This window comes from Escherichia sp. WS568, from assembly GCF_046486085.1.
Classification (GTDB): Bacteria; Pseudomonadota; Gammaproteobacteria; order Enterobacterales; family Enterobacteriaceae; genus Escherichia; species Escherichia coli.
Window position 1 is genome coordinate 56,490 of record NZ_JBJQMC010000003.1, and the last position, 26,662, is coordinate 83,151.

At 52.2% G+C, this 26,662-nt stretch carries 26 protein-coding genes; 9 read left to right on the plus strand and 17 right to left on the minus strand.

Features of this window, described 5'->3' with window-relative positions; genetic code table 11:
* The first annotated feature begins 164 nt into the window (after positions 1 to 164).
* A complete protein-coding gene (nrdG, locus tag ACJHWR_RS04415) occupies positions 165 to 629 on the plus strand; it encodes an anaerobic ribonucleoside-triphosphate reductase-activating protein (RefSeq protein WP_001009180.1) in 465 nt (154 codons plus the stop codon).
* On the opposite strand, the gene ACJHWR_RS04420 is transcribed toward nrdG, so the two are convergent.
* From ACJHWR_RS04420 to pmbA, 4 genes are all read right to left on the minus strand, one after another.
* Positions 630 to 920, minus strand: coding sequence for a type II toxin-antitoxin system RelE family toxin (locus ACJHWR_RS04420; protein WP_001105432.1), 291 nt, complete (start codon positions 918 to 920; stop codon positions 630 to 632).
* Positions 910 to 1,152, minus strand: a complete 243-nt coding sequence (locus ACJHWR_RS04425; protein ID WP_000212715.1) for a type II toxin-antitoxin system RelB/DinJ family antitoxin — start codon at positions 1,150 to 1,152, stop codon at positions 910 to 912. The genes ACJHWR_RS04420 and ACJHWR_RS04425 overlap by 11 nt, the downstream gene beginning before the upstream one ends.
* Positions 1,153 to 1,343: 191 nt before the next feature.
* Complete coding sequence (cybC, locus tag ACJHWR_RS04430; RefSeq protein ID WP_001232253.1) at positions 1,344 to 1,730, minus strand: cytochrome b562; 387 nt, start codon at positions 1,728 to 1,730, stop codon at positions 1,344 to 1,346.
* 55 nt (positions 1,731 to 1,785) lie between these two features.
* Complete coding sequence (gene pmbA / locus ACJHWR_RS04435; RefSeq protein ID WP_001162169.1) at positions 1,786 to 3,138, minus strand: metalloprotease PmbA; 1,353 nt, start codon at positions 3,136 to 3,138, stop codon at positions 1,786 to 1,788.
* Between the two features lie 93 nt (positions 3,139 to 3,231).
* Between pmbA and yjgA the strand changes: the two genes are divergently transcribed.
* Entirely contained in the window at positions 3,232 to 3,783 is a 552-nt protein-coding gene (gene yjgA / locus ACJHWR_RS04440; protein WP_000166270.1) for a ribosome biogenesis factor YjgA, read from the plus strand.
* Between the two features lie 82 nt (positions 3,784 to 3,865).
* Here the strand turns inward: yjgA and mpl are convergent, their stop codons facing one another.
* Positions 3,866 to 5,239 carry a UDP-N-acetylmuramate:L-alanyl-gamma-D-glutamyl-meso-diaminopimelate ligase gene (mpl, locus tag ACJHWR_RS04445; RefSeq protein ID WP_001219785.1) on the minus strand — a complete coding sequence of 458 codons (1,374 nt, stop codon included), beginning with the start codon at positions 5,237 to 5,239 and terminating at the stop codon, positions 3,866 to 3,868.
* A 175-nt stretch (positions 5,240 to 5,414) separates the two neighbouring features.
* On the opposite strand from mpl, the gene fbp reads away from it, so the two are divergent.
* Positions 5,415 to 6,413, plus strand: a complete 999-nt coding sequence (gene fbp / locus ACJHWR_RS04450; protein WP_000853753.1) for a class 1 fructose-bisphosphatase — start codon at positions 5,415 to 5,417, stop codon at positions 6,411 to 6,413.
* Between the two features lie 32 nt (positions 6,414 to 6,445).
* Here fbp and yjfF read toward each other — a convergent pair whose 3' ends face one another.
* The 4 genes from yjfF to ytfQ all read right to left on the minus strand — a co-directional run bounded on the left by yjfF (position 6,446) and on the right by ytfQ (position 11,055).
* Positions 6,446 to 7,441 carry a galactofuranose ABC transporter, permease protein YjfF gene (gene yjfF, locus ACJHWR_RS04455; protein WP_000595993.1) on the minus strand — a complete coding sequence of 332 codons (996 nt, stop codon included), beginning with the start codon at positions 7,439 to 7,441 and terminating at the stop codon, positions 6,446 to 6,448.
* Positions 7,428 to 8,450 carry a galactofuranose ABC transporter, ATP-binding protein YtfT gene (ytfT, locus tag ACJHWR_RS04460; protein WP_012311695.1) on the minus strand — a complete coding sequence of 341 codons (1,023 nt, stop codon included), beginning with the start codon at positions 8,448 to 8,450 and terminating at the stop codon, positions 7,428 to 7,430. Before ytfT ends, yjfF begins: the two co-directional genes overlap by 14 nt.
* A 13-nt stretch (positions 8,451 to 8,463) precedes the next feature.
* The gene (ytfR, locus tag ACJHWR_RS04465) at positions 8,464 to 9,966 is read right to left on the minus strand and encodes a galactofuranose ABC transporter, ATP-binding protein YtfR (protein ID WP_001095664.1); all 1,503 of its coding nucleotides are present in this window, start codon (positions 9,964 to 9,966) and stop codon (positions 8,464 to 8,466) included.
* Positions 9,967 to 10,098: 132 nt separating this feature from the next.
* Complete coding sequence (gene ytfQ, locus ACJHWR_RS04470) at positions 10,099 to 11,055, minus strand: galactofuranose ABC transporter substrate-binding protein YtfQ (RefSeq protein ID WP_000265933.1); 957 nt, start codon at positions 11,053 to 11,055, stop codon at positions 10,099 to 10,101.
* 309 nt (positions 11,056 to 11,364) lie between these two features.
* On the opposite strand from ytfQ, the gene ppa reads away from it, so the two are divergent.
* Positions 11,365 to 11,895, plus strand: coding sequence for an inorganic diphosphatase (gene ppa, locus ACJHWR_RS04475; RefSeq protein ID WP_000055075.1), 531 nt, complete (start codon positions 11,365 to 11,367; stop codon positions 11,893 to 11,895).
* Between the two features lie 78 nt (positions 11,896 to 11,973).
* Here ppa and chpB read toward each other — a convergent pair whose 3' ends face one another.
* From chpB to tamA, 5 genes are all read right to left on the minus strand, one after another.
* The gene (gene chpB / locus ACJHWR_RS04480; protein ID WP_000239581.1) at positions 11,974 to 12,324 is read right to left on the minus strand and encodes an endoribonuclease toxin ChpB; all 351 of its coding nucleotides are present in this window, start codon (positions 12,322 to 12,324) and stop codon (positions 11,974 to 11,976) included.
* Positions 12,318 to 12,569, minus strand: coding sequence for a type II toxin-antitoxin system antitoxin ChpS (chpS, locus tag ACJHWR_RS04485; RefSeq protein WP_001223213.1), 252 nt, complete (start codon positions 12,567 to 12,569; stop codon positions 12,318 to 12,320). The genes chpB and chpS overlap by 7 nt, the downstream gene beginning before the upstream one ends.
* A gap of 211 nt (positions 12,570 to 12,780) precedes the next feature.
* Complete coding sequence (locus ACJHWR_RS04490; RefSeq protein ID WP_001219160.1) at positions 12,781 to 13,122, minus strand: gamma-glutamylcyclotransferase; 342 nt, start codon at positions 13,120 to 13,122, stop codon at positions 12,781 to 12,783.
* A 2-nt stretch (positions 13,123 to 13,124) separates the two neighbouring features.
* Entirely contained in the window at positions 13,125 to 16,904 is a 3,780-nt protein-coding gene (tamB, locus tag ACJHWR_RS04495) for an autotransporter assembly complex protein TamB (protein WP_000060872.1), read from the minus strand.
* Positions 16,901 to 18,634, minus strand: coding sequence for an autotransporter assembly complex protein TamA (gene tamA, locus ACJHWR_RS04500; protein ID WP_001269298.1), 1,734 nt, complete (start codon positions 18,632 to 18,634; stop codon positions 16,901 to 16,903). Before tamA ends, tamB begins: the two co-directional genes overlap by 4 nt.
* A gap of 205 nt (positions 18,635 to 18,839) precedes the next feature.
* Between tamA and msrA the strand changes: the two genes are divergently transcribed.
* Positions 18,840 to 19,478: a peptide-methionine (S)-S-oxide reductase MsrA gene (gene msrA, locus ACJHWR_RS04505; protein ID WP_012311599.1), complete on the plus strand. Its 639-nt coding sequence runs from the start codon at positions 18,840 to 18,842 to the stop codon at positions 19,476 to 19,478.
* Between the two features lie 322 nt (positions 19,479 to 19,800).
* On the plus strand, positions 19,801 to 21,144 hold the full coding sequence (locus tag ACJHWR_RS04510) for a hemolysin family protein (protein WP_000935036.1): 1,344 nt from the start codon (positions 19,801 to 19,803) through the stop codon (positions 21,142 to 21,144).
* A 61-nt stretch (positions 21,145 to 21,205) separates the two neighbouring features.
* On the opposite strand, the gene ACJHWR_RS04515 is transcribed toward ACJHWR_RS04510, so the two are convergent.
* On the minus strand, positions 21,206 to 21,412 hold the full coding sequence (locus ACJHWR_RS04515) for a DUF1107 domain-containing protein (RefSeq protein WP_000689228.1): 207 nt from the start codon (positions 21,410 to 21,412) through the stop codon (positions 21,206 to 21,208).
* 324 nt (positions 21,413 to 21,736) lie between these two features.
* On the opposite strand from ACJHWR_RS04515, the gene ACJHWR_RS04520 reads away from it, so the two are divergent.
* Positions 21,737 to 22,294, plus strand: coding sequence for a YtfJ family protein (locus ACJHWR_RS04520; protein ID WP_000175289.1), 558 nt, complete (start codon positions 21,737 to 21,739; stop codon positions 22,292 to 22,294).
* Here ACJHWR_RS04520 and cysQ read toward each other — a convergent pair.
* Positions 22,284 to 23,024, minus strand: a complete 741-nt coding sequence (gene cysQ / locus ACJHWR_RS04525; RefSeq protein ID WP_000886909.1) for a 3'(2'),5'-bisphosphate nucleotidase CysQ — start codon at positions 23,022 to 23,024, stop codon at positions 22,284 to 22,286. The two genes, ACJHWR_RS04520 and cysQ, sit on opposite strands and share 11 nt — an antisense overlap.
* Before the next feature lie 189 nt (positions 23,025 to 23,213).
* Between cysQ and cpdB the strand changes: the two genes are divergently transcribed.
* Complete coding sequence (gene cpdB / locus ACJHWR_RS04530; protein WP_000589431.1) at positions 23,214 to 25,157, plus strand: 2',3'-cyclic-nucleotide 2'-phosphodiesterase; 1,944 nt, start codon at positions 23,214 to 23,216, stop codon at positions 25,155 to 25,157.
* A gap of 128 nt (positions 25,158 to 25,285) precedes the next feature.
* On the opposite strand, the gene ACJHWR_RS04535 is transcribed toward cpdB, so the two are convergent.
* Entirely contained in the window at positions 25,286 to 25,666 is a 381-nt protein-coding gene (locus ACJHWR_RS04535; protein ID WP_001317588.1) for a winged helix-turn-helix transcriptional regulator, read from the minus strand.
* An 88-nt stretch (positions 25,667 to 25,754) separates the two neighbouring features.
* On the opposite strand from ACJHWR_RS04535, the gene qorB reads away from it, so the two are divergent.
* Positions 25,755 to 26,615 carry an NAD(P)H:quinone oxidoreductase gene (gene qorB / locus ACJHWR_RS04540; RefSeq protein WP_000560583.1) on the plus strand — a complete coding sequence of 287 codons (861 nt, stop codon included), beginning with the start codon at positions 25,755 to 25,757 and terminating at the stop codon, positions 26,613 to 26,615.
* The last annotated feature ends 47 nt before the right edge of the window (positions 26,616 to 26,662 follow it).

Sequence of the window (26,662 nt, forward strand, 5' to 3'; positions counted from 1 at the left end):
CCTCTCCCTCAAGGGAGAGGGGACCGTTCCGTGCCCCTTCCTGATTCCCGACATAATGAATTGCCTCTGGCCAGTTTTTGTCGTCGCAAGGAGGCAAATGCGTAGCATCGGGGGACTTCGCCCGTACGCACCAGAGCATTCATGGCGTCAATTGAGAAGCGAAAATGAACTTTCATCAGTACTATCCTGTCGACATCGTCAACGGTCCCGGCACTCGCTGCACCCTGTTTGTCTCCGGGTGTGTTCATGAATGCCCCGGTTGCTATAACAAAAGCACATGGCGGGTAAATTCCGGTCAGCCATTTACCAAAGCAATGGAAGACCAGATCATTAACGATCTGAATGACACTCGTATCAAACGCCAGGGGATTTCCCTCTCCGGCGGCGATCCGCTGCATCCGCAAAACGTGCCGGATATTCTGAAACTGGTACAACGCATCCGCGCCGAGTGTCCGGGTAAAGACATCTGGGTGTGGACAGGCTATAAACTCGACGAACTCAACGCTGCGCAAATGCAGGTTGTTGATTTGATTAACGTGCTGGTCGACGGCAAATTTATGCAGGATCTAAAAGACCCTTCCCTGATCTGGCGCGGCAGCAGCAATCAGGTGGTGCATCATTTACGTTAGTCACTCATCCAGCCGTTTTGTCGCGTCTTCATAAACGGCTGAGTTTTCTCTCTTACCAATAGCTATCACCAACACGAGTAACTCTTTATCATTGACGGAATAGACCAGGCGATATCCCAGTGTGCGCAGCTTAATTTTGTAGCAGTCCGGTAAATCCCGCAGTTTAGCCGATGGATTGCGCGGCCTTTTCAGCACATCCTCAAGCTTTTTTTTAAATTGTTCCCGGACTGTCACGCCCAGTTTTTGCCACTCTTTCAGCGCCCGCGGATCAAACGCCAGCTCATAGTTCATCCAGTCGGACCTTAATGGCCTCTTGTGGGTTGGCCAGTCGTTCCCTGACAGTGCGTAACAAGGCTTCTTCACTATCACTGACAGTGAGCGTTTTTACCGGCATTCGTCCATTTTCCGCAACGTACTGAAACAGCAGCCGCACTGCTTCAGTAGGCGTAATATTTAATTTTTCCAGCACCGCATAAGCCTCATTTTTCAGTTTGTCATCCAGGCGGACGTTAAGTGTGGCCATTATGCCTCCGGTAATTATGAAAAGTGTAATGCATTATAGCATTACATATGCATTACATTCATTTCTGGAAAACGCCTCGCAAAAATGAGGACGACACGCAGGAATATGCCGTGGTGAAGATAGATATTGCGGTGATTTTACGAAGGGAGAAGAAAGCGTTGGGCGGTAACGTTTCACCGCCCAATAAGGAATTAACGATACTTCTGGTGATAGGCGTTGCGGGTCGTTTTCAGTTGCTCTGCGGCAGCCTGCGCTTCTTTTACTTTACCTTCATTTGCCAGCTTCAGCGCGTCGTCAATCTGACCGACCAGAATGTCGAAACCGTGGCGGAAGTCTTTCATTTCCGGGCTGTCCGGTGATTTGCCTTCAAGCTTCGGCGGCGTCGCTTTTTGCGCATCCAGCGCCGCAGCGCGCATTTTAGTTAACGCGTCTTTGACTTGCACCGCGTTATCGGCTTTTTCGACCACTTTTAAATTGTCGTTGAGGGTTTCCATATTGTCTTCCAGATCAGCGGCAAACGACGCCGAACTGAATACCAATGAGGAGACGGCAAGAATAGCTAACAGGCTTTTACGCATTGCTCACTTCCTTTTTTATTATGGAGATTTGGCGCGGCAGGTCGCGCCAGTTTTTTTACTGCCCGGCGATTTTCATCTCCGGCAACAGCACTGAACCACACTGTATGTTACTGCGTGTTTCAATATCATTACCAACAGCAACGATATTACGCCACATATCTTTTAAATTACCTGCGATGGTGATTTCGCTCACCGGATACTGAATTTCGCCATTCTCTACCCAGAAGCCCGCTGCACCACGGGAATAATCACCGGTAATGGCACTCACGCCCTGGCCCATCAGCTCCGTCACCACCAGCCCGGTGCCCATCTCTTTGAGCATTTGTTCGAAGCTTAGCCCTTGTCCGGCAATCCGCCAGTTGTGAATACCGCCCGCATGTCCGGTGCTTTTCAGCCCCAGTTTTCGCGCCGAATAGCTGGTCAGCAGCCACTGAGTCAGGATGCCATCTTTGACGATATCGCGGCGCTCGGTGCGCACACCTTCGCTGTCGAATGGTGTAGATGCCAGCCCTTTCAGCAGATGCGGATGTTCTTCAATAGTCAGCCAGTCCGGCAGAATTTGTTTACCCAGCGAATCCAGCAAGAAGGTCGATTTACGGTAGACCGCACCACCCGCTATCGCCCCCACCAAATGACCAAACAACCCTGTTGCCACTTCATTGGCAAAAATGACCGGCGCTTTCATGGTGGAGAGTTTACGCGGTGACAGACGCGATAAAGTGCGGCGAGCACAGTCGGCCCCAACCCACTCTGGCGTTTGTAGATCGCTCATCGCACGCCCAATGGTGTAGGCATAATCGCGCTCCATATCGCCATTTTCTTCGGCGATTACACAACTGGAGAGCGAATGACGCGTTGAGCAGTAACCCTGCAACATGCCGTGGCTGTTGCCAAAAACTTTGACACCGTAGTGGCTGTTAAAGCTACCGCCTTCGGTATTGGTGATGCGTTTGTCCGCCTGCAATGCCGCCTGTTCCGCGCGGGCCGCCAGTTCAATGGCTTCATCCGGGGAAACTTCCGCAGGGTGGAACAAGTCGAGATCCGGTGCGTCAAAGGCCAGCAGCTCTTTGTCTGCCACGCCGGCACAGGGATCTGGCGAGGTATAACGGGCAATATCCAGCGCCGCCTGTACGGTGCGGGCAATGGCCTGCGGGCTTAAATCGGTAGACGATGCGCTCCCTTTGCGGTTCTGGTGATAAACAGTGATCCCCAGCGCGCCATCGCTATTGAATTCAACATTCTCCACTTCACCATAACGCGTGCTTACGCTAATGCCGGTGGTCTTGCTGACGGCAACTTCTGCACCGTCCGATTTGCCTGAGGCCAACTCCAGCGCAGTCGAAACTGCTTCTTCCAGAATCTTGCGCTGCGCTTCAACTTGAGAGATTACTTTCATTGCAAGTGCCATAATGTAGAGAGTTTCTCTGAAGTCTAACAGAGAACCGTTTTTCAGTGCGCATCTTAACTGGTAACATTAGCCTCTTTTTTTAAGGAGCCTGAGATGACTAAGCAGCCCGAAGACTGGCTCGACGACGTTCCCGGTGATGACATCGAAGACGAAGACGATGAAATTATCTGGGTCAGTAAAAGTGAAATTAAACGTGACGCCGAGGAGCTAAAACGCCTGGGCGCAGAAATTGTTGATCTGGGGAAAAACGCGCTGGATAAGATCCCGTTAGATGCGGATCTGCGTGCGGCTATTGAGTTAGCCCAGCGTATTAAGATGGAAGGTCGCCGCCGCCAGTTGCAGCTCATCGGCAAGATGCTGCGCCAGCGCGACGTAGAGCCTATTCGTCAGGCGCTGGATAAGCTGAAAAACCGCCACAACCAGCAGGTGGTGCTGTTCCATAAACTGGAAAACCTGCGCGATCGTCTGATCGACCAGGGTGATGATGCCATCGCTGAAGTATTGAATCTGTGGCCCGATGCCGATCGTCAGCAACTGCGTACTCTGATCCGTAACGCGAAGAAAGAGAAAGAAGGGAATAAGCCGCCGAAATCCGCGCGCCAGATTTTCCAGTATCTGCGTGAGTTAGCGGAAAACGAAGGGTAATTTTCGTTGTTGATGTGAGTATGGTTTGCCGGATGCGGCGTGAACGCCTTATCCGGCAATACTATATCAGGCTGAGGCCGAATTACTGCGCGGCTTCCGCTTTCTTCGCCAGCCCATCCAGCAGTTTCTGATGGATCCCACCAAAACCGCCGTTGCTCATCACCAAAATATGGTCGCCAGGCTGAGCGGTTTTCACCACCATATCTGCCAGCGTATCCACATCGCCGCTCCAGTGTGCAGGCTGAACGCAGGCTTCTGCCACTTCTGCCACCTGCCACGGAATATGCGCCGGTTGCAGCAGGAAGACTTCATCGGCACGACCTAATGAAGGTGCCAGATCGTCTTTGCAGATCCCCATTTTCATGGTATTCGAACGCGGCTCCAGCACGGCAATAATGCGCGCCGTACCGCCAACTTTGCCACGCAGCGCCGCCAGCGTTGCCAGAATCGCCGTCGGGTGATGGGCAAAATCGTCATATACCGTGACGCCATTCGCTTCACCACGCAACTCCAGGCGGCGACGAGCGTTAATAAACGAACCCAGCGCGTTAGCAGCATCTGCTGGCGCTACGCCAACATGACGGGCCGCCGCAATCGCCATCAGGCCGTTGTGCATATTATGTTCGCCCACCAGCGACCATTTCACTTCGCCCACTTTTTCGCCATCCAGCAAGACTTCCCATTCGGAAGCGTCAGTGGTCAGCTTTTTCGCCTGCCAGTGCCCCTGCTCGCCCACCAGCTCCTGCTCGCTCCAGCAGCCCATCGCCATGGTCTGTTTCAGGTTGATGTCGTTTTCCGGCCAGATAATACGGCCCTGCCCCGGAACGATACGCACCAGATGGTGGAACTGTTTCTGGATCGCCTTCAGGTCGTCAAAGATATCGGCGTGATCGAACTCAAGGTTGTTGAGGATCAGCGTACGCGGGCAGTAATGGACAAATTTAGAGCGTTTGTCGAAGAAGGCGCAGTCGTACTCATCCGCTTCGATAACAAAGAAATCGCTTTCGCCCAGACACGCCGAGACCTCAAAGTTCCCCGGCACACCGCCGATCACAAATCCTGGTTTGTAACCACACTGTTCCAGAATCCAGGTCGCCATTCCCGCCGTGGTGGTTTTGCCGTGTGTACCGGCAACGGCCAGCACCCAGCGGTCACGCAGCACAAAATCGTGCAGCCACTGCGGACCTGACATATAAGGGATGTTTTTTTCCAGTACCGCTTCCACACACGGATTTCCACGGGTCATGGCGTTGCCAATAATCACCAGATCCGGCTGCGGGTCGAGCTGGCTGGCATCGTAACCCTGAATCAGTTCAATGCCTTGCTTCTCAAGTAAGGTGCTCATCGGCGGATACACATTGGCGTCCGAACCCGTTACTTCATGGCCTAACTGGCGCGCCAGCATCGCCAGACCGCCCATAAACGTGCCACAAATTCCTAAAATATGAATGCGCATACGTCACTATCCTTTTTTAATCTGCCGCTCATTTTACGCATATGTCGGGCAAGTGAGAAACGCATTTCAGGATAATCCGCAATTTGCTGGCGCGATTCACCTGAGCGCAACATTGAGATTATTTGTTAAGATTGTTGCGGTCGCTTTACTCCATAAACATTGCAGGGAAAGTTTTATGAAAACGTTAGGTGAATTTATTGTCGAAAAGCAGCACGAGTTTTCTCATGCTACCGGTGAGCTCACTGCTTTGCTGTCGGCAATAAAACTGGGCGCCAAGATTATCCATCGCGATATCAACAAAGCAGGACTGGTTGATATCCTGGGTGCCAGCGGTGCTGAGAATGTGCAGGGCGAGGTTCAGCAGAAACTCGACTTGTTCGCTAATGAAAAACTGAAAGCCGCACTGAAAGCACGCGATATCGTTGCGGGCATTGCCTCTGAAGAAGAAGATGAGATTGTCGTCTTTGAAGGCTGTGAACACGCAAAATACGTGGTGCTGATGGACCCCCTGGATGGCTCGTCCAACATCGATGTTAACGTCTCTGTCGGTACCATTTTCTCCATCTACCGCCGCGTTACACCTGTTGGCACGCCGGTAACGGAAGAAGATTTCCTCCAGCCTGGTAACAAACAGGTTGCGGCAGGTTACGTGGTATACGGCTCCTCTACCATGCTGGTTTACACCACCGGATGCGGTGTTCACGCCTTTACTTACGATCCTTCGCTGGGCGTTTTCTGCCTGTGCCAGGAACGGATGCGCTTCCCGGAGAAAGGCAAAACCTACTCCATCAACGAAGGAAACTACATTAAGTTTCCGAACGGGGTGAAGAAGTACATTAAATTCTGCCAGGAAGAAGATAAGTCTACCAATCGCCCGTATACCTCACGTTATATCGGTTCACTGGTCGCGGATTTCCACCGTAACCTGCTGAAAGGCGGTATTTATCTCTACCCAAGCACCGCCAGCCACCCGGACGGTAAACTGCGTTTACTGTATGAGTGCAACCCGATGGCATTCCTGGCGGAACAAGCAGGCGGTAAAGCGAGCGATGGCAAAGAGCGTATTCTGGATATCATCCCGGAAACCCTGCACCAGCGCCGTTCGTTCTTTGTCGGCAACGACCATATGGTTGAAGATGTCGAACGCTTTATCCGTGAGTTCCCGGACGCGTAATCTCCTGCGCCTCTCCACACGGAGAGGCGTTTTTATCGCTGCGCAATGTTGACTCTTGTCACAGGCGAACTCTGACGATTCTCCCACAGCACCGTTAATCCACGCTGTAATGCTATAAAAATAAACAACAAAATACCGATGGCGATTTTCGTCCACCAGGAACTCAGCGTGCCATCAAAGTTTATGTAAGTCTGAATCAGTCCCTGAATCGCCACGCCAAAAAGCGTCCCTAATACCGTTCCAACGCCACCGCTCAAAAGCGTACCGCCAATTACCACTGAGGCGATAGCATCCAGTTCCACACCTACGCCCGCCAGCGCATATCCGGCCTGGGTATAAATCGAGAAGACAATCCCCGCCAGCGTTGCCAGTCCGGTGGAGAGCATATAAATGCGAATAGTGGTGCTGCGAGTGGAAATCCCCATCAGGTTCGCCGACGTTGCGTTGCCGCCAATGGCGTATACCTGATTACCAAAACGGGTACGATGCGCGAGGAAAATACCGATAACCACCACCGCCAGCATCAGCAGCCCCATCGCACTTAAGCGACCGCCGCCAGGGATTTTCCATGCAAGGCTTGAGAGCGTGTCATAAACAGGATGATTTATCGGGATCGACTCTTCCGAAACGAGATAGCTGACGCCACGCAAAAAGAACATTCCCGCCAGAGTAATAATAAACGCCGGGATCTTCAGGGCGTCGATCAAAAGCCCCATAAATGCGCCGAAAGCACAGCCCATCACCAGCACTAGCGGAAACGCCAGCAACGGCGAGAGGCCGAAATCGCCAATCACTTTTGCCAGAAACACGCCGGTAAAGGCGATCACCGAACCGACGGAGAGATCGATCCCACCGGAGAGGATCACAAAGGTCATACCAACGGCGATTATCCCAAGAAAGGCATTATCAGTCAGGATATTGCAGATCACTCTTGTGGAAGCAAAACCGGGAAACTGGGTCAGACAGTAGATATAACCCAACACAAAGACGCCGATGGTGATCATCAGTGGCAAATTACGTTTTATCACGGTTACGTACCCCTTTAATCAGACTGATAAAGCGTTGCGACTGAACAATCAGCACACAAAGCACCACCACCGCTTTTACGACCTGGTTCATCTCCGGCGGAAAGCCAGAAAGCAAAATTCCGGTGTTCATTCCCTGAATAATCAGCGCCCCCACCACCGAAAGCAGCAGGTTAAAGCGCCCGCCCATCAGCGATCCGCCGCCAATCACCACCGCGAGAATGGCGTCCAGCTCCAGCCATAACCCGGCGTTATTGGCATCGGCACCGCGAATATCCGCCGCCACGATAATGCCCGCAATCGCCGCACATAGCCCGCTCAACACGTAGGTGAGCATGACGATGATTCGCGTGTTAACTCCGGCATTTTTTGCCGCCCGAATGTTGATACCAACGGCTTCGATAAACATTCCCAGCGCCGTTTTGCGGGTCAACAGCCAGAAGAGGAGAAGCGTCAGCACCGCAATAATGACGGGCGTTGGCAGGAACAACAGCGATCCGCTGCCGAACCATGAGAGATCCGGCGAGTTAAACGTGACGATCTGCCCGGCGGTGATCAACTGCGCCACGCCGCGCCCGGCAACCATCAGGATCAGGGTGGCGACAAACGGCTGAATTTTAAGGATTGCCACCAGAATGCCGTTCCACAATCCCGCCAGGATGCCGGTGCCCAGGGCGCTTAACAAAACAATCGGCAGGCTAAATCCCGCGACCGTCATCGCAGCGGTAGTCGCTCCGGCGATAGCCATCACTGCCCCTACGGAGAGATCGATACCACCGGTGGCGATCACCAGCGTCATGCCAATCGCCAACAGCGCAACGGGTGCCGCACGGTTAAGAATGTCGATGGGGCTACCGAACAAACGCCCGTCCTGAAGCACCACTTGCCAGAAATGCGGGGCTACCAGGCTGTCGACCAGCAGCACCAGCAATAGTGCCGCCAGCTGCGGCATTCCCGTTGGCCAGCGAAAGCGCCTTTTCGACGGCGTAGTGTCCGGGAGAGATTGAGGCATCACACTGTTCTCCTTACGCCGCAATGGCGTTCATGATCGCCGGAACGGAAAGCGCTGCCAGCGGGATCTCCGCCACCTGTTTGCGATCGCGCATGATAATCACCCGATCGGCATAGCCCACCAGCTCTTCCAGTTCAGAGGAGATCACCAGCAGCGCCAGACCGTCAGCGCATAGCGTTTCAATCAGGCGGATGATCTCGGCGTGCGCACCAACGTCAATTCCACGCGTTGGCTCGTCGAGGATCAGAAATTGCGGACGAGTCAGCAGCCAGCGAGAGAGCAGCACTTTTTGCTGATTGCCGCCGGAGAGAAATTCAATCGGTTGTTCAGTGGAAGGGGTGCGAATGCCAAGCTGGCGGATAAAGCGTTCGGCAATCTCTTGCTGTTCTTTGCGGGAGATCGGTCGCAGCCAGCCGCGCTGGGCTTGTAGCGCGAGAATGATATTTTCCCGCACCGAGGCGGCGGCGATGATGCCATCGGTTTTCCTGTCTTCCGGGCAAAAGCCAATGCCAAGTACCGAAGCCTGATGTGGCGATCGCAGGGTTTGCGGTTTGCCTTTGATCAACGCCGTGCCGCTGTCAGCAGGTTTAATACCGAAGATCACTTCGGCGGTTTCGGTACGTCCTGATCCCAGCAAGCCTGCCAGACCGACGATCTCGCCGGGGCGCACTTCGAGATCAAACGGTGCGATCATTCCTTTTTTGCCGTAATTTTTGAACGCGGCGACGGGTTTGTCGCTCAACAATGTTCGTCCGGCACGCTGTAGCGCGTGGGTGTCCAGCTCGCGCCCCAGCATCATTTTTACCAGTTCGATCTGTGGTAGCTCGCGGGTTTCCCGACAGCCTACGAAACTGCCGTTGCGTAAGACGGTGATCCGATCGCTGACCTGATAGACCTGATCGAGAAAGTGAGTAACGAAGATCAGGCTGACGCCGCGATCGCGCAACTGACGCATCAGGCCAAACAGTAACTCTACTTCCTGAGTGTCGAGGCTGGCGGTGGGTTCATCGAGGATCAGCACTTTGGCGGAGAGATCGATGGCCCGGCAAATGGCGACGATTTGCTGCATCGCGACTGAAAAGCGGTTGAGCGGTTCGCGCACGTCGAGGGAGAAACCGTAAGATGCCATCAGTTCGGTGGCGCGCTTTTCCATCTCTTTACGGCGTAGAAGGCCGAAACGTTTGGGTTCGCGACCTATGAATAGATTATCAGCGACCGACATATTGGGTAGCAGGTTGACTTCCTGATAGACGGTGCCGATGCCGAGTTGTTGTGCGTGGGCGGTGTTTTTCGGTGAGATAGTCTGGCCTTCCAGCCAGATGGTGCCACGATCGGCGTGGTAGACACCGGTTAAGGCTTTGATTAGCGTTGATTTTCCCGCCCCGTTTTCACCGAGCAGCGCCATAATTTCGCCGCGACGCAGGCTGAAATCAACGTTGTCTAACGCTTTGACGCCGGGGAAAAATTTACTTAATCCTTCGGTGCGGAGGATTTCCTGGTGTTGGTTAGTATTCATAGTTTCCCCCGTTGTAAAGCGTGCGCCAGATAAGACACAACAGCGTCGCATCAGGCATCTCGCACAACCGCCGGATGCGGCGTGAATGCCTTATCCGGCGGCCCACAAATCGGCATTAGGCATTGATGCCCCTCAATACCCCATATTTTTCTTCTTCTCTAACTCTTCTTTTGCGGTATCAGGCAGGTAAAGGGTGGACTTGGTCAGCGTCAGCTTTTCAGGCATGGTGCCGTCTTTTTTGTATTTCTCCAGCGCGTCAAAAGCAGGGCCTGCCATATTCGGCGTTAGTTCAACGCTGGCGTTCGCTTCGCCATCAATCATCGCTTTGTAGATGTCCGGCACGCCGTCGATAGAGCCTGTCAGGATATCTTTGCCCGGTTTCAGGCCCGCTTCTTTAATTGCCTGAATTGCACCAATTACCATGTCATCGTTATGGGCGTAAACCATGCAGATGTTTTTGCCGTTGTTTTCCGCTTTGATAAAGCTCTCCATCACTTCTTTGCCTTTGCTGCGGGTGAAGTCACCTGACTGCGAGCGGATAATTTTGATATTTGGCGCATTCTTAATGGCTTCGGCAAAGCCTTTCTTACGGTCAATGGCGACGCTGGCTCCAACGGTGCCCTGCAACTCCACCACGTTGCATGGTTTGCCATTCACTTCTTTTACCAGCCAGTCACCAATCAACTTGCCTTCGAGGATGTTGTCGGCGGTGACAGTGGTCATATAGAGAGATTTGTCTTTCACATCGATGGAACGGTCAAGCAAGAAGACCGGGATTTCGGCATCTTTCGCCTCTTTTAATACCGGCTCCCAACCGGTCGCTACCACTGGAGCGATAAAGATCGCATCCACCCCTTGCGCGACGAAGGAACGTACCGCTTTAATCTGGTTTTCCTGCTTTTGCTGACCATCGGCAATTTTCAACGTAATTCCGCGCTTTTCGGCTTCACTTTTCGCCACATTGGTTTCTGCGGCGCGCCAGCCGGATTCCGATCCGACCTGCGAAAATCCAACGGTTAATGGAGCGGCCAACGCCATAGACGACATGGCTGCCGAGACTGCAGAGACTACAAGTAAGCGTTTCCACATAGGGTTGTCCTCGTCGGGGTAATTATTATTGGTGAAAAGATGTTCGCGAAAAAACTATAGACAATTCGTTATGTAACGGATTGCGTTACATCACACTTCAAAAAAGTAAATAAAACGTTAATCACAAGTTTGTAATCGCTTTCATCTCACTATGAAAAATGCGGCTACGGTTATGGATTTTCCTGCTCTTTAAACCATCTTAAAACTGGCTAAAAAGGAAAATGAAGAAGAAAACAAGCGAAGACATTCGGCGCGAGTTGGCTATAATACTCGGCACTTGTTTGCCACATATTTTTAAAGGAAACAGACATGAGCTTACTCAACGTTCCTGCGGGTAAAGATCTGCCGGAAGACATCTACGTTGTTATTGAGATCCCGGCTAACGCAGATCCGATCAAATACGAAATCGACAAAGAGAGCGGCGCACTGTTCGTTGACCGCTTCATGTCCACCGCGATGTTCTATCCGTGCAACTACGGTTACATCAACCACACCCTGTCTCTGGACGGTGACCCGGTTGACGTACTGGTCCCGACTCCGTACCCGCTGCAGCCGGGTTCTGTGATCCGTTGCCGTCCTGTTGGCGTTCTGAAAATGACCGACGAAGCCGGTGAAGATGCGAAACTGGTTGCGGTTCCGCACAGCAAGCTGAGCAAAGAATACGATCACATTAAAGACGTTAACGATCTGCCTGAACTGCTGAAAGCACAGATCGCTCACTTCTTCGAGCACTACAAAGACCTCGAAAAAGGCAAGTGGGTGAAAGTTGAAGGCTGGGAAAACGCAGAAGCCGCTAAAGCTGAAATCGTTGCCTCCTTCGAGCGCGCAAAGAATAAATAAGTTCTTCTAGCGTAATAACCCTGAACGCCGGGCTTCGGTTAGTAGGGGTTTTTTATGCCCGCGATAAATAAACACACCTTATTCCACCACCGCCTGCAAACGTAATAACGCCTCTTCCACCACCTCACCCGCAGCCAGACCAATACGCTTTGCCAGCCGGGCGCGTAGATCCATCATCCGCACCTGATTCACCAGCACCACGCCGTGCACATCGCCTTCTTCGCAATGTAAAGGAACGCTAAATCCGGCATAACGGGCAAAATTTCCGCCCTGCGTAATGGGGGCCACCAGCGTCATTCCCAGTTGATTAAAGGCTTGAACGGAGAGCACAAGCGCAGGTCGACCAGCACCTTGCTGTTCATGGCCGCTTGCTGGATCAAAGCCAACCAGCACAATGTCTCCCCGTTCAAATTCACTTTTCTTTACCATATTTCGTCACCCGCAGGGGTGGATTTACCCCAGACATCCTGCTCGCTAAGTTCCGTGGCGTTCATGTCACACTGTGCCAGCAGTTCATCAAGCGAGTAGCGCCTGGAGATGGGTGTCAGAATCAGTTGATTGTTGCTCACTTGCGCCTCCACGCTCTGCCCCGGCCGTAAGTTAAGTTCTTTCATCACAACATTAGGAATGACCATACCTGAACTGTTCCCCCATCTTTTTATGGTAATACGCATCTGCACCTCCTTAAGTTATACAAAGTATAACTCACGGTGCTACAGGAAACGTTTTACCCCTGCGCATTTGTGAACGCCAGCAGAGTTTTTTATGCGTTAACAGATATGGAAAGCGGCTCGGAGAGAAAAGCAAAAGGTGAGGGAATTACAAAACAGAATGCGAGTCGTCTCGCAAAAAACAACGCCACCCGAAGGTGGCGTATGCGTATGGTTACTTATCCCTGTCTAACCAGTCGCCGCTTTCAATTAGCTTTAATCCATCGACGGGTCGTTGATAAACGTACATCCATGCACTCCCGTACGGCGTCTGAATCAACTGGCGCGCGTATTCACCGCCCCTGGTGCGCAAGGCATCAAGTTCGGCCAGCGTGGCGTTGTCAATACGATAAACTTCACCGTGTACTGTTCCGTTCCCCGGAACTGCGCCTGGATAGTGGCCCAGGCTATACAACTGGTAGTTATCGATACTGAAATCGCCCAGTAACTGGGCATTGGTCATCCAGTGACTGTTGCCTTGTTTGTGGCGTAAACTGCCGTAGACAAATATTCGCATTGCTAAAACTCGAACTGATAGAGCAAATCCAGTGCCTGGTCTACACCAGACACGGCTTCCAGATATAGCTTAGGCATCAGGCGATAACGTAACGTGAGTGTTGCTATAGAGTCAAATATACCCACGCCGTATTTCACTTGCAGACCTGGCAATACATAGCCGCTGACCACCACCTGGGAGGAGTCGCCTACTCCCTGGGTGTCGAGCGCTAAATTGCTTACGCCAAACGTCTCGCCGATTTTACCCACAATCTGACCACTTTGTGCAACCCCCAGACCAATCAGCATCGAGGTCATCGCCGCACTGTCGCTCTGATCGCTCTCCAACCCTTGTCCACGTAGCAAATAAGACAAGGCAGCCTGTTGCGACATCGCCGGGTCAGAGAAGATCTCCGCTTTCGGTTCGTCCGCCAGACCAGTGACGCGAACTCCGGCGATTACGTCGTCTTCTGTAGCATCCGGGTTACGAATAGCTTCGATATTAAGATACGGTTGATCCGGCGGACCAGAGAACAGTAACTCACCCTTACGCACAATCAGATCCTGACCATAGGCATGGAAGCGCCCTTCAGGGATGTTGATCTGCCCGTTCAGGCCCAGCCCTTGTTTATCCTGTACGACGTTAAGATCGCCCGTCAGCCGCGCTTTCAGGCCAAAGGCGTCAATGCGCACATTGTTGCCGACGTGGACAATCAGGTTGCTGTTAATCGGAATCGACGCCGTTTTTGCCTCTTCCGGTTGCAGGTTATCGTTAAGCATCACCACATCGCTGGAGACGCCCACCGCGCTTTCCGGCAGCTCATGCACCACGATGCGCGCCCACGGGACATCCACGCGACCATCGAGGGTAAACAGGTTTGGTGTAGCCTCGAATACAACATCTGGTGATACATCCATTCGTACCATCGGCGGCACGGTGATACGCACTTTACTGCCCTTCGCTGTTACCCGCGCCCGCCAGTTTTCAATCTGGCTCCAGTCGGCGTCGCCGTTCAGGTAGATCTCACCCTGCTGGGTCCGTACTGTACCGGCAAGCGTCGAGCGCATACCGCTAAAGTTGACCGCAAGCTGGCTCGGCTGCATATCAAACGGCATAAAGTTGCCGTCGATATCCACACCCGTAACCTGTAGCTGCCCAAACAACTGCGGGCTTTGCACATCACCACCCAGACGTAAGTTGGCACTCACCATCCCCGCAGCTTTTTCCCCACGGGTAAAGATAGGGTTTATCATCGCAAGGTTGAAGTTACGGATATTGACGTTGCCACCAAGATTACGGCGGCCTTGCGGATCGGTCACCTGCACCTGTCCATCAAACTGGCCGTTATTGGTCAGGCGGATGGTCCAGCCCAATTCGGCACGGTTGTTACGCAATTCCGCCGTCAGATTCAGCGTCTGAAACGCCACGGGCAGCGCCGCATCGTTGACGGTTTGCGTTACCTGCACATTACGCCCCGAAAGGGTGATACTGCCCTGCGGCAGCCCCTCTTTCGTGGTGTCCCAGGCAACGTCCGCTTTACCCGTGAAGATACCGCTGGCCTGAGTGGTTTCTGGCATAAACGGTTTCAGCATGGCGAGGTCGAAGCGGTTGAGATTCACCACCGCACGCCCTTCGGCCCCCGCATCGATAGTTTGCGGCACGCACAATTCCGCATTCGGGTTAAGCCAACAGTGTGGCCCGATGCTGATTTTTTGCTCCTTATTGCGGTAATCCAGCGCAATATCGCGGGTCAGCGACCACGGGCCGACCGGCGTCTGGAAGCGGGTATTGCTAAGAGTTCCCTTCCAGCGTTCTTCTTTGCGATCAAAACTTCCTGCCAGATTAAGCTGCCCGGAAACCGGCTCGCCCTGAATCCGCAACTGTAACTCGTGCTGTTTTTCGCTGCCTTTGGCATTCAGGGTGACGAGGTTGATACTCACATCGGGCTGCGAGATTTGCTCAACGCGTACGTCAAGTTTACCCGCAATCTGATCGGTGGATTTGATATCGCCTTCCACGCGAACCTGCGCCACGGAAAGTTCCTGCCAGCGCAGGCCGCGCGCGGTGATATCTGCCAGTAGTTGTGGCGCTTCCACCGTGCCGCGAACTTTCACCAGCCCTTTCGCTGTACCGCCAAGCCCCGGCAGCGCGTTATCCAGCCCCGGCGCGTTGATGGTGGCATCAAGATTGAGATCTTTTACCCCCAGCTCGCCTTTCACTTCGGCACTGTTTGGCCCCAGTTCCAGATGCAGCCCTGGGATCTTCCACTGCATATAACTGTTGCCTTTCAGCGTGCCGTCAACGTTCACTTTGTTCTGTTTGACGTTACCGGTCAGCTTCAGTTCTGGCACCTCCATCTGCCAGGTACCGCCGTACAGGCTACCGCGGGTTTTAATCAAGCCATTGAGTTTCGACGGCCACTCCGGGAACTCTTTGGCGGTGTTAATGCCGTTAAGCGTTAGCTCACCGCGCCAGCTAATTGCCTGCTGCCAGTCGAGCAACGCCTTGAGTTCAGTTTTCCCTTCCAGCGCCGCGACGGTAAGTTTGTCGAGATTGACCTGCTGTTCATTACCTTTGGCATCAAGGGTAATGGTGGCTGGCGGGATCTCCTGTCCCTTCACTGCCGTTCGCATAGAGAGCGTGTAATCGGTCATTTTACCGGTGAGTTTCAGTTTCAGATCATCCGCCTGATACTGCTTCTCACCAGTGAACGGCCAGTAAAGCTGTTTGCTGTTCACTTCCACGTTGAGCGGCAATCCGGCTTCCGCCAGTCGCGTCTGGGCGCGTAAATCCATATCCACCGGACCGGAAAGGTTTACGCCAATCTCCAGCTGTTCGCGCAGCGCGCCGCCCACTTTCAGCTTCACCTTTTCACCTTTCAACGGCTCCACGTTCAGTGTGCTGTTGAGGGTGATATCCACCGGCCAGTTGTCTGACAGCTGCGCCGTGCCGCTGGCGTTGACGATCCCTTGACTGGAATCGATATCCAGGGCGTCCAGTTTAGTATTACCGTCGATGCTGCTCACTTTCAGCAGCATGGTGCTCACGGTGATGTCCGTGTCACCCGTCACGCGCAGCTGCTCGCCCTTAAACTCTTCAATGTTCAGGTTAAGCGGCAAATGCACGTCGGTCATTTCCGGCAATACCGGGCGAGAAAAGAGATCTTTCAGCGTTTCGCCGAGCGGTTTTTCATCAGGCTGCGGATTTTCAATCTTCGGTTCGACCACTTCTTCCTGCGCCACGTCCGCCACCTTCGGCAAGGCAATCAGCAAGCCTTTCAGCGACGTCGGTTTCAGGGTCAGAGTTTTCTCCTGCCAGTTCAGGCCGGAGGTGAAGTCCATCACCGATACCGTGGTGTCATCAATCTTGATGTTGACGTTGTCCAGCGCCACCCGTGTCAGGGTAATGGGATACGGCGTGGAGAGATCCAGCGGACCGCTATCTTCCTCTTCTTCAACCTGTTCAGAAGGAGGCATTTTTTTACTGTCGATGTTGACCTGAATGTCTTTCAGCGCCAGGTCATTAATACAAACGCTACTGTTCCACAGGCACTCAAGCCCGACCGCCAGATGCAGATTGCCCGCTTTTACCGCCACGCCTGGCTGCTCATAACGAACGTCAGACAAGGTGAGATCGCGCCAGCCGCCGGTGACCTTGCCAATATCCAGTCCTGGCACCCAGCGATCCGCCGCTTTAAATACCAGATGCAGGCCGCTAGTGGTGCCCACCAGAAACGCCACCGATCCCAGCAACAGTAAGATAACGATAACCACGCCGAGGCTGATTTTTTTCCATAAACTCATAATTCTGGCCCCAGACCGATGTAAAACTGTAACCCGTGCTCGTCTTTATCCGCGACCGGTACGGCAAAATCGAGCTTGATTGGCCCGACCGGCGATTCCCAGCGCACGCCGACCCCGGTACCGGTTTTAAAGTCGCTGCGGCGAATATCGCTTACCGCTTCGCCGCTATCGACAAACACCGCGCCCCACCATTTTCCGGTCACGTTGTACTGGTACTCCAGCGATCCGGTTATCAACTTCGAGGCCCCTTTCAGGTCACCGTTGGCGTATTTCGGAGCGATTGATTTGTATTTGTAGCCGCGAATACTGCGATCGCCCCCGGCGAAGAAACGCAGATCCGGCGGTACTTTGTCGAAATCACCCGTTTCAATCCAGCCCAGCGTGCCGCGTGTCACAAAACGATGGCGATCGTACAGTGTGCGGATCCAGACGTTCTGCGCCTGGAAAACGGAGAAATCGACATCTGAGCCCCAGGCCGTGTTGGAGTAGTCGATAGAGTAGCGTTGCGAGTCGCCCCAGGTTGGCATCAGGCCACCGCGAGAACGCGTGCGGCTAATCATCACCCCAGGATAAAACAGCATCGTGGTGTTGGTAATTTCACCCTGGGTAAAGTGATCGAGGCTCCAGCGCAGGTTAATGGCACGCTGCCAGCCGCTGGAGAGATCCCAGTAGCGAGAAGCCACCAGCGTAGTGGAGTCAGACTCGGTATCGTTCAGGTCAGTGCGCTTAAAACCGCCCTGCACCAGATAATATTGTTCCAGTGGATTCTTCAACAGCGGCATTTTATAGCTGAAGTCGAGGATCTGTTCCGGCGCGGAAATACTGGTACTGGTGGTCAGACTGTGACCATAAGAGTTCATCCACGGCTTTTTCCACGTCGCTTTCACGCGCGGTCCCACGTCCGTAGAGTAACCGACCCCGGTTTCGATGGTGTTTTCAGTTCGCGGCGAAACCACGCCCGTCAATGGTAATACTTTCGTTTCGCGCGATTTATCAAATTGTGGAGCCACTACGACCGAGTTAAACCAGCCGGTAGCAGAAAGTCGACGGTTCAGCTCTGCCAGATCTTTCGATTCGTACTCATCGCCCTCTTTAAACGGCACCAGATTTTGCAGGTATTCATCGCGGATTTGTGATCCTTCAAAGGTCACATGCCCAAAGCGGTAACGTTCGCCACTGTTATAATCAATATCCCAGAAGGCTTTATGCAGGCCGAGCGCAATGCCCAGCTGCGCTTTGGTAAATTCGCTATCGAAATAACCTTTACGCAACGCAATGCTGGTTAAGGACTTTTTGAAATTTTCATAATCGCCCTGGTTCAGTACCGTACCAATAGCCGGGCGAGTATCGAGCAATTTCAAATAGTCTTTATCGGTCCGCGCGCCGCCGCGCAATACCACATCGGTGCCGCCAATTAACACCGGCACGCCTGGCGTGACTTTGGCGATCAATACCTGACGCCCTTTCTTTGGCGGTGGACGGAGATCAAATTCAATGGTCGGCTGGTAATAACCCAGCGCTTTCAGACCTTCGCGGATGGCATCATCGACGCGTGCGCGAAAGCGACGGTCTGGCGTCACTTCATCACTTTCAATCGTAGAAAGCTGCGCACGAACGTTCTTTTCCAGCTGTCCCGATAACCCCTCGACCTGTAGACGGATGTTCGCGGCGACGGCAGATCCGCTTAAGCAGAGTAAGCTTACACAGCATAACTGTCGGATATAGCGCACATTTTCTCCTGAATATCCTTTTTTCCTGCCCCTGGAACGCCGTTAAACGGCTTAACAAAAATCCAGTAATATGGATTAAAAAGCAGACTAAACCCCAAATATTTCTTATGTTTTACTTTAGACCTATTCACAGCGGTTATTGTGTGCAAATACGCCTCTTGTTACAACCTTAACCCCAATGACCGATTTTCGGGAGAGCGACACCATGAGTTTATTTGATAAAAAGCATCTGGTTTCCCCCGCCGATGCCCTGCCTGGACGTAACACCCCGATGCCCGTAGCCACGCTGCATGCGGTCAACGGTCACTCAATGACCAATGTACCTGACGGAATGGAGATTGCCATTTTTGCGATGGGTTGTTTCTGGGGTGTGGAGCGTCTGTTCTGGCAGTTACCCGGCGTTTACAGCACCGCCGCAGGCTATACCGGCGGCTATACGCCAAATCCGACTTATCGGGAAGTGTGCTCCGGCGATACTGGCCATGCCGAAGCGGTGCGCATTGTTTACGATCCATCCGTCATCAGCTATGAGCAGTTGCTACAAGTATTTTGGGAGAATCACGATCCCGCCCAGGGAATGCGTCAGGGCAATGACCACGGTACGCAGTATCGTTCAGCGATTTATCCTCTGACCCCAGAACAGGATGCCGCCGCTCGCGCCAGTCTGGAACGTTTTCAGGCGGCGATGCTTGCCGCCGATGACGATCGTCGCATCACCACGGAAATCGCTAACGCCACACCGTTTTATTATGCCGAAGATGACCACCAGCAATATCTGCATAAAAACCCGTATGGTTACTGTGGAATTTGCGGAATTGGCGTCTGTCTGCCGCCGGAAGCATAGCGTTACGGGTACAAATGTAGATTGTTGATAAAGTGCTATTTGTCTATGCCGGATGCGGCGTAAACGCCTTACCAGGCCTACAAAATCGTCCAAAATCAATAAATTGTGGGGACTGCGTAGGCCTGTTCGGCATAGCGCATCAGCCAGTTTTTCATTTTTCAGCTGTCTGAATTTTAACCCTCTGGCGGCTTTACAGTACCTTACGCTATACTAGCCACTGAAAATGCCGGTTCACTTTCTTCGAATCGGCTTTCAATGTGTATTTCACACAAATTAATCAACTTCCCCTTCCGAGGATCTGGCCTGAAAGGTCGGATAAGATATGTTAAACAGTATTTTAGTCATACTCTGTTTGATCGCTGTAAGTGCGTTCTTCTCGATGTCCGAGATCTCGCTTGCCGCCTCACGCAAAATCAAACTTAAACTGCTGGCTGATGAAGGCAATATAAATGCCCAACGCGTTCTGAATATGCAGGAAAATCCCGGCATGTTCTTTACCGTGGTCCAAATCGGTCTGAACGCAGTGGCGATTCTCGGCGGTATCGTCGGTGATGCGGCATTTTCTCCAGCTTTTCACAGCCTGTTCTCCCGCTATATGTCGGCAGAACTCTCTGAGCAACTGAGCTTTATTCTCTCTTTCTCGTTAGTGACTGGCATGTTTATCCTGTTTGCGGATTTAACCCCGAAACGCATCGGTATGATTGCGCCAGAAGCTGTGGCTTTGCGTATCATCAACCCGATGCGCTTCTGCCTGTACGTTTGCACCCCGCTGGTGTGGTTCTTCAACGGACTGGCGAACATAATCTTCCGTATTTTCAAACTGCCAATGGTACGTAAAGATGACATCACTTCTGATGACATCTACGCGGTAGTGGAAGCCGGTGCGCTGGCAGGCGTGTTACGTAAACAGGAACACGAGCTGATTGAAAACGTCTTTGAGCTGGAATCCCGTACCGTTCCGTCTTCAATGACACCGCGTGAAAACGTGATTTGGTTTGATCTCCACGAAGATGAGCAAAGTCTGAAGAATAAGGTGGCGGAACATCCGCACTCTAAGTTTCTCGTCTGTAATGAAGATATTGACCACATCATCGGATATGTCGATTCTAAAGACCTGCTGAACCGCGTGCTGGCTAACCAAAGCCTGGCACTGAACAGCGGCGTACAAATTCGCAACACGCTGATTGTGCCGGATACGTTAACCCTTTCAGAAGCGTTGGAAAGTTTTAAAACCGCAGGTGAAGACTTCGCGGTGATCATGAACGAGTACGCGCTGGTAGTGGGGATCATCACCCTCAACGACGTGATGACCACGCTGATGGGCGATCTGGTCGGTCAGGGGCTGGAAGAGCAGATTGTCGCCCGTGATGAGAACTCATGGCTGATTGACGGCGGCACCCCGATTGACGACGTCATGCGCGTGCTGGATATTGACGAGTTCCCGCAGTCGGGCAACTACGAAACCATCGGCGGCTTTATGATGTTTATGCTGCGTAAGATCCCGAAACGCACCGATTCGGTGAAATTCGCCGGCTACAAATTTGAAGTGGTGGATATCGATAACTACCGTATCGACCAACTGCTGGTGACCCGGATCGACAGCAAGGCCACCGCCCTTTCGCCAAAACTGCCTGACGCTAAAGATAAAGAAGAAAGCGTCGCGTAACCCCCAGAAACATCAACGGCTCCTGAATCAGGAGCCGTCTTATTACTGCATAGCACTTTGGTTAAGCCATCTCTGTTTGCAGACGCATAACCTGACGGTTAACTTCGGACATCACTGACAAATGCAGCTTATCCTTCACTTTTGGGATAAGAATCTTACCCTTATCAAATTCAAAAGCGCCAACGTCCTTGATGTATAACCGTCCACGGAACAGGATCTTTACGTACTTCGCCACCTGAAGTGGGTTGTACCGTTGGAAAATTTTCATTGTTATCTCCTGCTGAGTATTACGCCTGTGCGGTGCCACAATCGGCCCAACGATTATGAGGCGCAAATTTTAATGCCTAGTGACTATAGACTATCCGGGCAATGTTTCCACCGCGTATAACTTTTTTTACCTAAAGGTTACAATTATTCAGAATTATCTTTTTACCGAAGCGCGGTCTTCAGTATAAGCATTCATTTTTCATATGATTTGTGCGCTTGACCGCAAACTGGCATCACACTTGCGGGAAATTCGATAAATAGCACATATGATTAAAACTCAGACCCAAGTGGTCGGATCACCTGCATATCATAAGAAGGAAACACCATGACCCTACGCAAGATTCTGGCACTCACCTGCCTGCTGTTGCCGATGATGGCTTCCGCACATCAGTTCGAAACCGGTCAGCGAGTGCCGCCGATTGGCATCACCGATCGTGGCGAGTTGGTGCTTGATAAAGATCAGTTTAGCTACAAAACCTGGAACAGCGCGCAGTTAGTGGGAAAAGTGCGAGTACTGCAACATATTGCTGGTCGCACCTCTGCAAAAGAGAAAAACGCGACGCTGATTGAAGCGATTAAATCAGCAAAGTTACCGCACGATCGTTACCAGACCACCACCATTGTTAACACCGACGACGCAATTCCGGGTTCCGGCATGTTTGTGCGCAGCAGTCTGGAGAGTAATAAAAAGCTTTATCCCTGGTCGCAGTTTATTGTTGATAGCAATGGCGTCGCACGCGGTGCCTGGCAGCTGGATGAAAAAAGTTCCGCTGTAGTGGTGCTGGATAAAGACGGTCGCGTGCAATGGGCCAAAGACGGGGCGCTTACTCAGGAAGAGGTGCAGCAAGTGATGGACCTGCTGCATAAATTAATTAATAAATAGACACTCTGAACCCCGGATTCAGGAACGACTCGCGCGGAGTGTAATCCAGCGGTTTACCCTGCCAGTCGTGAACGTGCGCTCCGGCAGCCGCAGCCACAGCATGACCAGCGGCGGTATCCCAAATATTCGTTGGCCCGAAACGCGGGTACAGCTGCGCCTGTCCTTCCGCCACCAGGCAGAATTTCAGCGAAGAGCCGATGGACGTGGTCTGATGTTCGCCAAGCTGTTGCAGATACTCTTTCAGCTCCGCATCTGCATGGGAACGGCTGATCACCACCAGCGGCGGGCGCGCATCGCGGACCTGAATCTGCTTGCGCACACCGCACTCTTCTTTCCAGGCTTTGCCTTCTGCCGCGCTGTACATTACGTTCATTACCGGCGCATACACCACACCTAAAATCGGTTTGCCGTGGTCGATGAGCGCAATGTTAACGGTGAATTCGCCATTACGTTTAATAAACTCTTTAGTACCATCCAGCGGGTCTACCAGCCAGTAACGCTGCCAGTGCTGACGGACTTCCCAACCGGGAGGATCTTCTTCAGAAAGGACCGGAATATCCGGTGTCAGCGTACGTAAACCGTCCATGATAACGGTGTGTGCGGCAATATCCGCTGCCGTTACCGGAGAATTGTCCGCTTTGCTGACGACGTCCATCGGTTTCGTCCCGTCGTAGACCTGCATAATGGCATCGCCTGCATTCCGTGCAAGCTGGCATACTTGATCTAACATTTCTCCACCTCGTCTCTGTGAGCGGTGTTAACTTATTGTTTTACTTATACCCTATCGTTAATGAATGCGCCAACTGTGATAGTGTCATCATTTTCAAAGCGTAAAATTGTGGCATTCTTCACTGTTCTATAAGTAATACGTTTATTCTCCCTTTTCTTTCGTATTCCCGATGATAAAAGGATGTCCCTGATGATTAAGTTTAGCGCAACGCTCCTGGCCACGCTGATTGCCGCCAGTGTGAATGCAGCGACGGTCGATCTGCGTATCATGGAAACCACTGATCTGCATAGCAACATGATGGATTTCGATTATTACAAAGACACCGCCACGGAAAAATTCGGACTGGTACGTACGGCAAGCCTGATTAATGATGCCCGCAATGAAGTGAAAAACAGCGTACTGGTCGATAACGGCGATTTGATTCAGGGGAGTCCGCTGGCAGATTACATGTCGGCGAAAGGATTAAAAGCAGGTGATATTCACCCGGTCTATAAGGCATTAAATACGCTGGACTATACCGTCGGCACGCTTGGCAACCATGAGTTTAACTACGGTCTGGATTACCTGAAAAATGCGCTGGCGGGAGCGAAATTCCCTTATGTAAATGCCAACGTCATTGACGCCAGAACCAAACAGCCAATGTTTACACCGTATTTAATTAAAGACACCGAAGTGGTCGATAAAGACGGAAAAAAACAGACGCTGAAGATTGGCTATATTGGCGTCGTACCGCCGCAAATCATGGGCTGGGATAAAGCTAATTTATCCGGGAAAGTGACGGTGAATGATATTACCGAAACCGTGCGCAAATACGTGCCTGAAATGCGCGAGAAAGGTGCCGATGTCGTTGTCGTTCTGGCGCATTCCGGGCTGTCTGCCGATCCGTATAAAGTGATGGCGGAAAACTCAGTTTATTACCTCAGTGAAATTCCGGGCGTTAACGCCATTATGTTTGGCCATGCTCACGCCGTTTTCCCGGGTAAAGATTTTGCTGATATCGAAGGAGCTGATATCGCGAAAGGCACGCTGAATGGTGTTCCGGCGGTAATGCCAGGCATGTGGGGCGATCATCTTGGTGTGGTCGACTTACAACTCAGTAATGACAGCGGTAAATGGCAGGTAACACAGGCGAAAGCGGAAGCACGACCGATTTACGACATCGCTAATAAAAAATCCCTCGCGGCGGAAGACAGCAAGCTGGTAGAAACACTCAAAGCCGATCACGATGCCACACGCCAGTTCGTCAGCAAGCCAATCGGTAAATCTGCCGACAATATGTATAGCTATCTGGCACTGGTGCAGGACGATCCGACCGTGCAGGTGGTGAACAACGCGCAAAAAGCGTATGTCGAGCATTACATTCAGGGCGATCCGGATCTGGCAAAACTGCCAGTGCTTTCAGCTGCCGCACCGTTTAAAGTTGGTGGTCGCAAAAATGACCCGGCAAGCTATGTGGAGGTGGAAAAAGGTCAGCTGACTTTCCGTAATGCCGCCGATCTTTATCTCTACCCCAATACGCTGATTGTGGTGAAAGCCAGCGGTAAAGAGGTGAAAGAGTGGCTGGAATGCTCTGCCGGACAGTTTAACCAGATTGATCCTAACAGCACGAAACCACAGTCACTCATTAACTGGGATGGTTTCCGCACTTATAACTTTGATGTGATTGATGGTGTGAATTATCAGATTGATGTTACCCAGCCCGCCCGTTATGACGGCGAGTGCCAGATGATTAATGCCAATGCGGAAAGGATTAAGAACCTGACCTTTAACGGCAAGCCGATTGATCCGAACGCCATGTTCCTCGTTGCCACCAATAACTATCGCGCTTACGGCGGCAAATTTGCCGGTACGGGCGACAGCCATATCGCTTTTGCTTCACCGGATGAGAACCGCTCGGTGCTGGCAGCGTGGATTGCTGATGAGTCGAAACGTGCGGGGGAAATTCACCCGGCGGCAGATAACAACTGGCGTTTAGCACCGATAGCCGGCGATAAGAAACTGGATATCCGTTTCGAAACCTCTCCGTCAGATAAAGCCGCAGCGTTTATTAAAGAAAAAGGGCAGTATCCGATGAATAAAGTCGCGACCGATGATATCGGGTTTGCAATTTATCAGGTGGATCTGAGTAAGTAATACACTTCTTTTTCGGCCTGCAAATCATCAACCGCATCCGGCATTTATTGGCGGATGCGATGCTGACGCATCTTATCCGCCCTACAAGCCATGAACCTTAGTCCGGATAAGCGCAGCGCATCCGGCAGTTATGCCGCACGTTCATCCCGCACCGCTAACACCTCGGGCAAATTCAACTCAATCCAGTCCGCCAGTGCAGCAACCTTTTCGCTCACCTGCTCGCCCAGCGGCGTGAGGCTATATTCCACATGCGGCGGCACCACCGGATACGCGATACGGTTAAGAAAACCATCCTGTTCTAATGCCTGTAACGACTGCGCAAGCATCTTTTCACTCACCCCGCCCATTTTGCGCCGCAGGTCGCTAAAGCGATGAGTACCTTCGCGTAGCGCCACCAGAATCAACACCCCCCAACGGCTGGTGACGTGTTTCAACACCTCGCGCGACGGGCACTGTTCGGCGAAGAGGTTACCCTCTTTCAGTTGTTGCGACAGGCTAACCTGACTCATTTCATACTTACCTTTTTGTACGTACTTACTAAAAGTAAGTTTAGGTGGTAGCGTATTTAAACACAAGACAAACCGATGGAGGCTTCCCATGATCGCAATTACCGGCGCAACCGGCCAACTTGGTCACTATGTTATTGAATCCTTGATGAAAACGGTTCCTGCCAGCCAAATAGTGGCTATCGTTCGTAATCCGGCAAAAGCCCAGGCACTGACAGCACAAGGCATTACCGTGCGTCAGGCTGATTACGGCGATGAAGCCGCACTGACATCTGCGCTTCAGGGAGTGGAAAAACTACTGCTGATCTCTTCCAGCGAAGTGGGTCAACGTGCCCCGCAGCATCGTAATGTTATTAATGCCGCAAAGGCGGCTGGTGTGAAATTTATCGCTTATACCAGTCTGCTTCACGCGGATAAATCTCCGCTCGGCCTCGCCGATGAGCACATTGAGACGGAGAAAATGTTGGCTGATTCTGGCATCGTTTACACCCTGCTGCGCAACGGCTGGTACAGCGAAAACTACCTCGCCAGCGCCCCGGCAGCACTGAAACACGGCGTATTTATCGGTGCGGCGGGCGATGGCAAAATCGCCTCAGCAACGCGGGCAGATTATGCGGCAGCTGCGGCACGCGTGATTAGCGAAGCAGGTCACGAAGGCAAGGTTTATGAACTGGCAGGTGATAGCGCCTGGACACTGACACAGTTAGCGGCGGAACTCACCAAACAGAGCGGCAAACAGGTTACCTATCAAAATCTGAGTGAAGCTGATTTCGCCGCGGCACTGAAAAGCGTCGGACTGCCTGACGGACTGGCGGATATGCTGGCGGATTCTGACGTTGGCGCATCGAAAGGTGGTCTGTTTGATAACAGCAAAACGCTTAGCAAATTGATTGGCCGCCCAACGACAACGTTAGCCGAAAGCGTAAGCCATCTTTTTAATGTTAATAACTAGTTAATTAAAGTGGCATCCTCCCGCATCCTCTCTGATAATGACGGGAT